This window comes from Anaerovorax odorimutans DSM 5092, from assembly GCF_000426305.1.
GTDB classification, from domain to species: domain Bacteria; phylum Bacillota; class Clostridia; order Peptostreptococcales; family Anaerovoracaceae; genus Anaerovorax; species Anaerovorax odorimutans.
The window spans coordinates 234,591-246,942 of sequence record NZ_AUFC01000001.1; the positions used below are offsets into that span (position 1 = coordinate 234,591).

10 protein-coding genes are annotated in these 12,352 nt (G+C 32.4%); all 10 read left to right on the plus strand.

Annotated features, from left to right (window positions below):
* Positions 1 to 2: 2 nt before the first annotated feature.
* The 10 genes from rseP (at position 3) to infB (ending at position 12,350) form a co-directional block, all read left to right on the plus strand.
* Positions 3 to 1,010, plus strand: coding sequence for an RIP metalloprotease RseP (gene rseP, locus K292_RS0101195; RefSeq protein ID WP_027398302.1), 1,008 nt, complete (start codon positions 3 to 5; stop codon positions 1,008 to 1,010).
* 25 nt (positions 1,011 to 1,035) lie between these two features.
* Positions 1,036 to 2,124 carry a flavodoxin-dependent (E)-4-hydroxy-3-methylbut-2-enyl-diphosphate synthase gene (gene ispG, locus K292_RS0101200; protein WP_281168520.1) on the plus strand — a complete coding sequence of 363 codons (1,089 nt, stop codon included), beginning with the start codon at positions 1,036 to 1,038 and terminating at the stop codon, positions 2,122 to 2,124.
* A 24-nt stretch (positions 2,125 to 2,148) separates the two neighbouring features.
* On the plus strand, positions 2,149 to 2,601 hold the full coding sequence (locus K292_RS0101205; RefSeq protein WP_027398304.1) for an NfeD family protein: 453 nt from the start codon (positions 2,149 to 2,151) through the stop codon (positions 2,599 to 2,601).
* Positions 2,602 to 2,630: 29 nt separating this feature from the next.
* Positions 2,631 to 3,560, plus strand: a complete 930-nt coding sequence (locus K292_RS0101210; protein ID WP_027398305.1) for an SPFH domain-containing protein — start codon at positions 2,631 to 2,633, stop codon at positions 3,558 to 3,560.
* A 17-nt stretch (positions 3,561 to 3,577) separates the two neighbouring features.
* Positions 3,578 to 7,342: a PolC-type DNA polymerase III gene (locus tag K292_RS0101215; RefSeq protein ID WP_027398306.1), complete on the plus strand. Its 3,765-nt coding sequence runs from the start codon at positions 3,578 to 3,580 to the stop codon at positions 7,340 to 7,342.
* Between the two features lie 296 nt (positions 7,343 to 7,638).
* Entirely contained in the window at positions 7,639 to 8,121 is a 483-nt protein-coding gene (locus K292_RS0101220) for a ribosome maturation factor RimP (protein ID WP_027398307.1), read from the plus strand.
* A gap of 19 nt (positions 8,122 to 8,140) precedes the next feature.
* The gene (gene nusA, locus K292_RS0101225; RefSeq protein WP_027398308.1) at positions 8,141 to 9,286 is read left to right on the plus strand and encodes a transcription termination factor NusA; all 1,146 of its coding nucleotides are present in this window, start codon (positions 8,141 to 8,143) and stop codon (positions 9,284 to 9,286) included.
* A gap of 41 nt (positions 9,287 to 9,327) precedes the next feature.
* Positions 9,328 to 9,603 carry an RNase P modulator RnpM gene (rnpM, locus tag K292_RS0101230; protein ID WP_027398309.1) on the plus strand — a complete coding sequence of 92 codons (276 nt, stop codon included), beginning with the start codon at positions 9,328 to 9,330 and terminating at the stop codon, positions 9,601 to 9,603.
* Positions 9,587 to 9,892 (plus strand): L7Ae/L30e/S12e/Gadd45 family ribosomal protein, encoded by a 306-nt coding sequence (locus K292_RS0101235; protein WP_027398310.1) that lies wholly within the window; start codon positions 9,587 to 9,589, stop codon positions 9,890 to 9,892. The genes rnpM and K292_RS0101235 overlap by 17 nt, the downstream gene beginning before the upstream one ends.
* A gap of 25 nt (positions 9,893 to 9,917) precedes the next feature.
* The gene (gene infB / locus K292_RS0101240; RefSeq protein WP_027398311.1) at positions 9,918 to 12,350 is read left to right on the plus strand and encodes a translation initiation factor IF-2; all 2,433 of its coding nucleotides are present in this window, start codon (positions 9,918 to 9,920) and stop codon (positions 12,348 to 12,350) included.
* The last annotated feature ends 2 nt before the right edge of the window (positions 12,351 to 12,352 follow it).

Sequence of the window (12,352 nt, forward strand, 5' to 3'; positions counted from 1 at the left end):
TTATGATGATAATTTATGCTATATTAATATTTTGTTTGTTAATTTTTATCCATGAATTCGGACATTTTATTACAGCAAAAGCAGTAGGGATTAAAGTTAATGAGTTTGCATTGGGAATGGGACCTTTACTTTTACATTTTACAAAGGGTGAAACGGAATATTCCCTTAGAGCATTGCCCATCGGCGGTTATTGTAAGATGGAAGGAGAAGATGAGGAATCAGATAGTCCGAGGGCATTTAATAATAAACCGTTTTGGGCTAAAGCTATAGTAATAGTTGCAGGATCATTTATGAATTTAGTTTTAGCCGTAGTTATTTTATCGATAATAGTTTTCTATATTGGAGTTCCAAATAATATTATAAAAGAAGTTACACCTGATTATCCGGCTGTAGCAGCAGGGCTTAAGAGCGGTGATAAAATTATCAAAATAGATAACAATAATATTAAAAATTGGGATGATTTAACTTCTGCAATAAGTGAAAGCGGTGGAGATTCCATTACTATTGGAATTGAAAGAGACGGAAAAACAATGACGTTAGAAAGTGCCGTTATTACAGGAGAAGATAACAGAAGAGTGATTGGGATATCACCCGAATATGAAAGAGATTTTTCATATTTAGGTCAATCGGTGGTTTTAGGCGCTAAAAGTACTTACGATATGGGATTAAATATGATTCAAGTAATCGGCCAATTAGTAACCAGGGAAATATCTGTAAACGCTTTAACCGGACCTGTGGGAATTATCCATATAGTAGGAGATACTGCGAAACTTGGAATAATTTACGTGGCGCAGCTTACTGCTTTTATTAGTTTAAACCTAGCAATAGTAAATATGCTACCGTTTCCGGCATTAGATGGAGGAAGACTTTTGTTTATGGTTATCAGATTATTTACAGGAAAAGCAATTTCTGATGAATTAGAAGGCAAAATTCATTTAATTGGTATACTATTATTATTTACTTTAATGATCTATATAACTTTCCAAGATGTAGGTAGATTTATATTATAAATAGAAAGGGTGGCAAAATAGAAGAATAGAGATGAGAAAAAGTAAAAAAATAATATGCGGAGGTATTGAAATCGGTGGAGATGCTCCAATTTCAATTCAATCGATGACAAATACTGATACACGGGATGTAAAAAAAACAATTAGTCAAATTAAACGACTAATTGAAGCAGGTTGTGACATTGTGCGTTGTGCTATACCTGATATGCAGGCAGCGGAAGCTTTTAGAGAGATTAAAAAAAATATTGAAGTTCCCCTTGTAGCAGATATCCACTTCGATTATAGACTTGCAATTGCTGCAATTAAAAACGGTGCAGATAAGGTACGTATTAATCCTGGAAATATTGGAGATAAAGAACGTATAAAGGCTGTAGTTGATGTTGCAAAGGAATATCAAATACCAATTAGAGTAGGAGTTAATTCAGGTTCATTAGAAAAAGATATTTTAAAAAAATATAAAGGTGTTACCGCCGAGGGATTAGTTGAAAGTACAATTAGAAATGTAAATTTAATTGAAGAAATGGGTTTTCATGATATTATCGTTTCAATGAAAGCTTCAGACATAAAATTAAATTATGATGCTCATATGCTTATCTCCTCAAAAATATCTTATCCTCTGCACATAGGGATTACAGAAGCTGGAACATCAGAAGGGGGTGGAAAGATAAAATCATGTATTGGAATAGGTTCATTATTGCTTTCCGGTATTGGAGATACTATGAGAGTTTCTTTAACGGGAGATCCTGTAAATGAAGTATATTTTGCAAAGGAAATTTTAAAAGCACTAAATTTACGTAAGGGAACAATTAATTTAGTATCATGTCCCACATGTGGAAGATGTCGTGTGAATCTATCTAAAATTACAACAGAATTAGAACGAGAATTAAAGATTATTGAAAAACAAAGAGAAGAAAAAGGTTTGGATTCTATTACTGTTGCTGCTATGGGCTGTGAAGTTAATGGACCAGGAGAAGCAAAAGAAGCAGATATTGGTGTTGCTTGCGGAAATGGTAAAGGACTAATCTTTAAAAAAGGAGAAGTTATTGATACTGTAAATGAAACAGAAATAGTTAAGGAATTAATAAAGTATATTAATCAAGAAAAAGTATTAATATAATTCGTTAAAAGGAAGTGATAAAAAGTGAATTTTGTGATTTCAGAGCCTATAGCTTGGATTATAATTGCTGTTGTCTTTGCTGTTATTGAGGCTTTTACTTTAGGACTTACTACCATTTGGTTTACTGTAGGAGGAGTAGCAGCTTGTATTGTTGCTTTGCTTGGTGGTTCATTGGTGTTACAAATTATTATATTTTTAGTAGTATCTATAGTTTTATTGTATTTTACCAGACCTCTTGCAGTAAGAAAATTAAAAATTGGTCATGAAAAAAATATAGTAGAAAATATTATTGGGCAGATTGGCATAGTTAAGGATGACATTTTGCCGTTTAATGTTGGTCAAGTTAAATTAAATGGTCAAATATGGTCAGCAGTATCAAATAATAATGACTTAACACTTTTAAAAGGATTAAAAGTAAAAGTAGTTGAAATTCAAGGTGTAAAACTTATTGTTGAGCCTGTTTCCGAAAATGACTAAAAAGAGATTAATTAAAAGGGAGAAATGTTATGAGTGATTTTATTACAGTTATTATATTACTTATTATTTTAATATACTTGGTGGTAGCAAACATTAAAATTGTACCTCAGGCAAAATCATATGTTGTAGAAAGATTAGGAGCCTACCATCAAACATGGCAAGTAGGACTTCATTTTAAAATTCCACTAATAGATAAAATTGCAAAAAGAGTATCTTTAAAGGAGCATGTTATTGACTTCCCTCCACAGCCTGTAATTACAAAAGATAATGTAACTATGGAAATTGATACAGTTATTTATTTCCAAATTACAGATCCTAAATTATATGCTTATGGTGTAGAAAACCCAATGGCAGCAATTGAAAATCTTACCGCAACAACTTTAAGAAATATTATTGGTGAATTGGAACTAGATGGAACTCTTACAAGCAGAGAAGTAATAAATACAAAGATACGCCTTGTTTTAGATGAGGCCACTGATCCTTGGGGCATTAAAATTAATAGAGTTGAAGTAAAAAATATTTTACCTCCTCAAGATATTCAGCAGGCTATGGAAAAACAAATGAGAGCAGAAAGAGAAAGAAGAGAGGCTATTATAAGAGCCGAAGGAGAGAAAAAGGCTGCGGTATTAACAGCAGAGGGAGAAAAGCAAGCTGCAATTTTGCAGGCAGAAGCTAGAAAAGAATCTCAAATTAGAACAGCTGAAGGTGAAGCAGAAGCAATTCTATTAGTACAAAGGGCTACTGCAGACGGTATTAAAATGATAGTTGAATCCAATCCAACCCAGCAAGTTATTGCTATTAAAGGCTTGGAAGCATTCACAGCAGCAGCAGATGGAAAAGCTACTAAAATCATTATACCATCAGAAATACAGGGTCTGGCAGGACTTGCAACTTCACTTACAGAAATTATGAAAGATGATAACGGAAACAATATATTAAAGAGTGAAGGAAATAAATAATTATATGGAGGCAAGCATTGAAGGCTTTAATTGAAAATACAATAAATTGGACAAAAATAGGAAAGCATTCAAAAGAATTCTATAATTTTTCACTTGAAAAGGCAGTTGTTTGTAAAGAAACGACTGCCCTTTCTATGAATATTAGGCTTAATTTTATTATTCCTTATCAAGACATGAAGAGAATATGTCAGCTTATACTCAGTGAATTTAAGGATTTAAAGGATGTTAAATTACAGTTTATTTATGAAGATGTTATTTTAACAGATTCTGAAATTATAAAATTATATATTCCTTATATGATTGAAGAAATAAAGGGAGAACTTACTCCTATTACAAAAGCCATATTTACAGAAGAATTTAAATATGTAGATGAAATGTTAATTATTAAAGCTCTGGGAGATGTTGCAGTTAAAGTACTAAATACAAAAGTTTCTAAGATTTTTGAAAAGCTTTTGAAAGAGAACTTTGGAATTATAGCAAAAGTTAAATTTGAAAATCATGCAGATACATATGAGGATATTACAAGAAAACAAGAAGCGACTATGGATAAAGAATTATTAGAGGCTTCTAAGATGCAAAAATCAGCAGCTTCTTTAGGTGGAGGAAGCACCTCTAAAAGTCTAAATGGTAGTAATAAGCCAGCTAATGGGGGACAATGGAAGCGAAGAGAAAAAGAAACTCCTGTTGTTGGTAATCGAATTATGGGCAAAAATAATTACGATGATCCAATTGAAATTTCCAGTGTAACTGTTGATAGCGGTCTGGTAACTGTTGAAGGAATGTTGTTCAAAAAAGATTCAAGGACTATAAAAAATAATAAAAGACTTGTTACTTTGCTTATTACAGATAAGAAAACTTCTTTATGCATAAAATGTTTTACATCAGAAGAAAAATGGAATGACATCGATAATAATTTAAAATTAAGCAATTATGTAAAAATACGAGGTAATGCAGAATGGGATACTTATGAGAATGTTCTTATTATAATGGCAAAAGATATTGAAAAAATTGAAAAAGAAAATCGTAAAGATACATATGAAAAAAAGCGAGTAGAACTTCATGCACATACAAAGATGAGTGCAATGGATGGGCTTAGTGAAGTAAAAGATCTTGTAAAGACCGCAGCAGCATGGGGTCATCCCTCAGTTGCTATTACAGATCATGGTGTAGTTCAGGCTTTTCCTGAAGCTGCAAAAGCTGCACTATATGGTAAATTAGATATAAAAATAATATTTGGAGTAGAAGGTTATCTCTTTGATGACTCTGATTCAGAGGGTGATGTTATAGATTATAAAGCTAAAAAGACATATCATGTTATAATTTTAGCGCAAACACAGGAAGGTTTAAAAAATTTATATAAGCTGGTATCCAGATCTCATTTGGAATTCTTTTATAAAAGACCAAGGATCCCAAAATCAATTTTATCAAATTATAGAGAAGGATTAATTATTGGTTCTGCTTGTGAAGCAGGTGAAGTTTATCAAAGTATACTCAAGAAGTTACCTGAAAATGAAATTGTTGACATAATAAAGTATTATGACTATCTTGAAATACAACCTTTAATAAATAATCAATTTCTCGTAGATAACGGAACTGTGGAAAATATAGAGGAATTAAAAAATATAAACAGGAAGATTATTTCCTTGGGTAAAGAATATAATAAACCTGTAGTAGCTACATGTGATGCACATTACATAGATTTAGAGGAAGCACTTTATAGGAAAATACTCATGGCTGGACAAGGATACAAAGATATTGACGGAGAACAAGGGCTTTATTTTAGAACTACCGATGAAATGCTTAAAGAATTTAGTTACCTTGGCGAAGAACTTGCTGAAGAAGTTGTTATTAATGCAACTAACAAAATTGCAGATATGATTGAAGATATTAAACCTGTGCCAAGTGGAAAGTTCCCTCCTAAAATAGATGGCGCAGAGGAAAGACTGAGAAACCGCTGCATGGAAACTGCCTGGGGAATTTACGGAAATCCACTTCCTGAACTCGTACAAGCCAGACTTGACCGAGAGTTAAATTCAATTATTAACAATGGATATGCTGTTATGTATGTTTCAGCAGAAATGCTCGTTCAGAAATCATTGGAAGATGGCTACTTGGTAGGCTCAAGAGGTTCTGTAGGTTCATCTTTTGCAGCAACTATGGGTGGTATTACTGAAGTAAATCCTCTGCCTCCGCATTATGTTTGTCCTAATTGTAAGAATTCTGAATTTATTTTAGACGGAAGCTATGATTGTGGTGTCGATTTACCTGATAAAGTTTGTCCAAATTGCGGAACTTTATATAAACGTGATGGATTTAATATTCCATTTGAAGTATTTTTGGGTTTTGAAGGTGATAAGGAGCCCGATATAGATCTTAATTTTGCAGGAGAATATCAACCTGTAGCGCATAAATATGTAGAAGAAATTTTTGGTAAAGAAAATGTATATCGTGCAGGAACTATAGGAACTATTGCAGGGAAAACAGCCTATGGATTTGTTATGAAGTATTATGAAGATAGACAGCAGCCTACTAATAAGTTTGAAGTGGATAGACTTGCTGAATGTTGTACAGGTGTAAGAAGAACTACTGGGCAACATCCTGGAGGAATTATTATTGTTCCAAGAGGACATGAAATATATGAATTTTGTCCTGTTCAGCATCCGGCAAATGATACTTCGACGGATATTATTACTACACATTTTGATTATCATTCAATTGACGAAAATTTATTGAAATTAGATATATTGGGGCATGACGTTCCCTCTATGATTCGTCAACTTCAAGATATGACAGGGGTTAATCCTTTAGATGTGCCCCTTAGAGATGAGAAGGTAAACAGCATATTTAATGGTATCGAAGGCTTAGATATAAAAGATACTGATTATAAATGGACACATGGAAGCTATGGTATTCCTGAATTCGGTACTAAATTTGTAAGACAGATGCTTGACGATACTACTCCTACTAAATTTGCAGATTTAGTTAGAATTTCCGGATTTTCACATGGAACAGATGTATGGATTAATAATGCGCAGGAATTTATTAGAAATGGTTCTGCTACTATAACAGATGCCATATCTACAAGAGATGACATAATGAACTATTTAATACACAAAGGTTTACCTAATAAATCTGCTTTTAAAATTATGGAAAAAGTAAGAAAAGGTAAAGGTGTGACAGATGAGGATGTTGAATTAATGGAAGAAAACGATGTACCAGAGTGGTATATTGAATCGTGCAGAAGGATTAAGTATATGTTCCCTAAGGCACATGCTGTAGCTTATGTAATGATGTCATACAGGATTGCATATTATAAAGTATACTATCCTGCACCATTTTATGCTGTATATTTTACAACAAAGGTTAGTGAATTTAATGCAGAAATAATTCTTAATGGCCCAAAGGCAGTAATGGAGCGTATGGTAGCAATTGAAGCAATGGGTAAAAATGCTACAAAAAAAGAACAAGATGAAGTTACAGTTCTAGAGGTGGCATATGAGATGTATGCAAGGGGTTATAACTTTGCGCAGGTACAGCTTGGTAAATCTCATGCTACTAATTTTCAAGTTTTAGATGGGAAAGTACTTCTTCCATTTGTAGCATTGGCAGGAGTAGGTGAAAGTGCGGCAAAGGCTATTGTTGAAGAATTTAATAAAAAGCCTTTTATTTCAGTAGATGATATGAGAAACAGAGCCAAAGTTAATAAAACAGCCATAGAAGCATTGAGTAATCATAAAGTACTTAAAGGTCTTCCTGAATCAGATCAGCTAAGTTTGTTTTAATTGATAGAAAGTAGTATATATTAATGTACTAAGTCTAATAATAATTGAAAACATCTTGCAATTCCAACGTATGTGTGTTAACATTATATTTAAGAATTAGATGGTACGAAAGCAAAGAGTGGGAAAACCCACTCTTTGAATTTTGTTTAAACAAGAATAAATCTTAAATATTCCTATTGTATATGGACAGTTTACAAAAATCAAATAAACATTTGCTAAAAGAATAAAATGTTAAATTGCCCGTGTGTGGATAGAAAAATTTGATTTTAAATTACTAAATTAATGAAAGGGATAAAATGGGAAAAAAGAGAATTAAAGATATTATTGCTGATGAAATTTCACAATTTTTAGAAGAGAACGATTTGGAACTCTATAATGTAGAGTTTGTAAAAGAAGCTAAGGATTGGTACTTACGAGTTTATATTGACAGGGCTGAAAGTTGTAATGGAAGTAGAAGCATAGGTACAGAGGATTGTGAAAAAGTTAGTAGATTTTTAAGCTCACGATTGGATGAACTTGATCCTATTGAACAAAATTACTATTTAGAAGTATGCTCTCCTGGAATAGACAGAGCACTTTTAAAAGATAAAGATTATGAGAAATATGCAGGTAAACTGGTTGATGTTTTGCTCTATCAGGCAATAGAAGGTAAAAAAACCATTACAGGCAGATTAATTGGTCTTATTGATGGAAATATTGTAATAACAGATGATAAAGAAAATAGAATAGAAATACCAAAAGAAAGAGCAGTTAAAACTAAACTTACTGTTGTTTTTTAAGGAGGCGTAAAGAGAAAAAATGAACAGAGAATTTATTAAGGCAGTAGAAGAGTTAGAAAAAGAAAAAGAAATTTCAAAGGAATTGTTAATTGAAGCAATAGAATCTGCATTAGTGTCTGCATACAAAAAAAATTATGGAACTTCTCAAAATGTAAGGGTAAATATTGATAAAACAACTGGAGATATAGATGTTTTTATGCGCAAAGATGTTGTTGATGAAGTAGAAGATGATCTTTGTGAAATTTCAATTGAAGAAGCAAGGGAAATTGATTCTAAATATGAAGTTGGAGATGTTGTTGAGTATCAAGTGACACCTAGAGATTTTGGAAGAATTGCGGCACAAACTGCAAAACAAGTTGTAGTTCAGCGAATTAGAGAAGCAGAACGAGGAATGATTTATGATGATTATTCAAATAAGCAAAGTGAAATTATTACAGGTGTAATTCAAAGAATAAGCAATGATACTGTGTTTATCAATATGGGTAAGACAGAAGGAATATTAGCTGCTACAGAGCAGGTTCCGGGAGAAAAATATTTAATAAACAGTAGAATAAAAGTATTTATTATGGATGTAAAAAAGACAACTAAAGGCCCGCAAGTTTATTTATCAAGATCTCATCCAGGTTTGGTAAAAAGATTATTTGAACTTGAAGTTCCGGAAATTCAAGATGGTATTGTTGAAATTAAAAGTATTTCAAGAGAAGCAGGATCAAGAACAAAGATGGCGGTGTATGCTTCTGATGAAAGTGTTGATGCTGTAGGAGCATGTGTAGGTACAAGAGGCACAAGAGTTCAGGCGGTAGTAGATGAATTATTTGGTGAAAAGATTGATATCATCAATTGGAGCGAAGATCCGGAGGAACTTATAAGCAGTGCTCTTAGTCCTGCTAAAGTTGAAAAAGTAATTATATTAGGAGAAGAAAAATCTGCTATAGCTATAGTGCCTGATTATCAATTATCATTAGCTATTGGTAAAGAAGGTCAGAATGTGAGACTTGCTGCAAAACTTTGTGGTTGGAAGATAGACATTAAAAGTCATTCACAATATTTTTCTGAAAATGAAGAGAAAGAAGCAGAAGATTTTGAAATGTATGATGAAGAAACTTCTGAAGAAGAAACATCATCAGACATTGATTATGATGACGAAATAATTGAGATTGAATAAAACTAGCCAACTGGCAGAAAAGAAGGTAAATTAGGATATTCATGAAAACAAAAAAAATACCAATGAGAAGATGTGTAGGTTGCATGGAATCAAAACCAAAAAGAGAATTAATTCGAATAGTTACCTATGATGGAGAAGTAAAATTAGATGCAACAGGAAAAGCTAACGGCAGAGGTGTATATCTTTGTAAGAGTGTGGATTGCTTTGAAAAAGCAAAAAAAAGAAAATCCATAAATAGAAGCTTAAATATAGAATTAAATGAAGAACAGTTAAATCTTTTATTTAAGGAGCTTTCACAATATGAGGAAAAAAATTGATAGCTATTTAGGATTTGCAAAAAAATCCGGAAATCTAGTTACTGGATATAATACATGCATATTCGCTATTAATAAAAGAAAAGTTAAACTTTTAATACTTACTCAAGATTTATCTAACAATACAATAAAAAAAATGATAAATTTGGCAAAGAATAAAAATGTGATTTATCGTATCTATGGAAAATCACAAGAATTAAGTAATATAACGGGGAGTAATGAACGTGGAATTTTTGGCATTACAGATACAAAATTTGCTGAAGTAATATTAAAAGAGATAGATAAGGAATAAATAAAAAAGAAAGGAAGGTGTTCCTATGTCCAATATGAAAGTACATGAGCTAGCAAAAGAATTGAATATTAGCAGTAAAGAGTTGATACAAAAAATTAATAATATGGGGATTGTTGTAAAGAGTCACATGAGTGTACTCTCAGATATAGATGCAACTGCTGTTAGAAACACTATTACGCGCGGAAAGAGTAGTTCTGAAACAAAGATTGTTAAGGTTGCTTCAAAAAAGTTAAATGAAAATAACAATAACCAAGATAAAAAAGAGGATAAAAAAGAAGATAAAAAAGTAATTCAAGATACGACGAAAACTAATAAAAAAAATCAAACCCAAACATTAAAGATTAACCAAGAAAAAAAGTCTGGTGAAAAAAAATCTTATGAAAATAAATCAGCTCAAAATAAAAAAAGTGATAATAATAATAGAAACCAAAAAATACAGAGCGATCAAGGAAATCAAAAGCATAATACTCAAAATCAGCAAAATTCAAATACACAAAATAAATATAGATCAAATACACAAAATAAGCAAAATTCAAATACGCAAAATAAATATAAATCAAATACTCAAAATCAGCATAAAGATAATAGCCAAAAACAACATAAACCTAATACTCTTAATTTACAAAAATCAAGTCAAAATAAACCTAAAAAACAAAAGGTTACAAAGCCTGTTGAACCTGAAATTAACTTAGAAGAATTAGAACCAGGCACAAAGATTATCAGTGTTCCCATTACTGTGGCAGGATTTGCAGATCAGGTGGGAAAATCAAACTCTGAAATTATAATGACACTGATGAAATTAGGTGTAATGGCTAATATTAATCAAAGTATTGATGAAGATACAGCTGTTATTTTAGGAGAGAGCTTAGGTATTCCAATTTTAATTGATAAAGTTGAAGAAAAAATTGTTGAAGAGGGTATTGAAAATTTTGAAGATAAGGAATCAGATTTAAAGCCAAGGCCGCCTATTATTACTGTAATGGGGCACGTTGACCATGGTAAAACTTCACTTCTTGATGCAATCAGAAAAACAAACGTTACATCCACAGAATCCGGTGGAATTACTCAGCATATTGGAGCTTCTGAAATAAATTTAAACGGGCAGAAAATTGTATTTTTAGATACCCCTGGACATGAAGCCTTTACGGCAATGAGAGCGAGAGGTGCCCATGTTACAGATATCGCTATACTTGTAGTTGCAGCAGATGATAGTGTCAAACCTCAGACTATAGAATCAATTAGCCATGCAAAAGCAGCAGGTGTTCCAATTATTGTGGCAGTTAATAAAATGGATAAGCCAGGTGCTAACCCAGATAGAGTAAAACAGGATTTATCAGAACATGGTGTACTCGTTGAAGAATGGGGTGGAGATACAATTTGCGTGCCGGTTTCGGCAAAATCGGGTGAAGGAATTGTAACTCTTCTTGAAATGGTATTACTACAGGCAGAAATGTTAGAATTAAAAGCAAATCCAAATAGGCTTGCTCTTGGAACAGTTATTGAAGCTAGGCTAGATAAATCAAAAGGTCCTGTAGCTACATTACTTGTATTGAATGGTACCTTGCAGGCAGGAATGAGTGTCGTAGCAGGTACATGCAGCGGAAGAATCAGAGCAATGACAAACTTTAAAGGTGATAATATAAGAAAAGCAAGTCCAGCTACAGCGGTAGAAATTCTAGGGCTTACGGAAGTACCTCAGGCAGGAGATACCTTTAATGCAGTACATGAAGATAAAGCAGCAAGAGAAATTGCTGAAAATAGAAGAATAAAATTAAGAGAAGATGTTATGGCAAGAAATTCAAGCACTACTCTTGAACAGTTATTCAGTCAAATTCAGGAAGGTGAAATAAAAGAACTTAATCTTATAATAAAAGGTGATGTTCAAGGGTCTGTTGGTGCTTTAACTGCATCACTAGAAAAATTAAAAAATGAAAATGTAAAAGTAAAAATTATTCATACAGGAGTAGGAACTGTTACTGAATCAGATGTTACTTTAGCATCTACTGCAAATGCAATTATTATAGCTTTCAATGTAAGGCCAAGTACGACAATTTCTACGCTGGCAGATAGAGAAGGTATTGAAATCAGAACATACAGAGTTATCTACGATGCTATTAATGAAGTTGAAGCTGCTATGAAAGGAATGCTTGACCCTGAATTTAAAGAAGTTGTTCTGGGTAAGATAGAAGTTAGAAATACATTTAAGGTACCGGGTGTAGGTATAATTGCCGGAGCATATGTTTTAGAAGGAAAAGTAGAAAGAAATGCTGAAATTAGACTTGTCAGAGATGGTATAGTAATTCATGAAGGTAAAATTTCATCCTTAAAGAGATTTAAAGATGATGCAAAGGAAGTTGCACAGGGGTATGAATGTGGTATAGGCATTGAGAATTATAATGATATTAAAGAAGGAGATATAATAGAAGCCTTCAAAATGGAAGAAATTGAAAGGAAATAAGG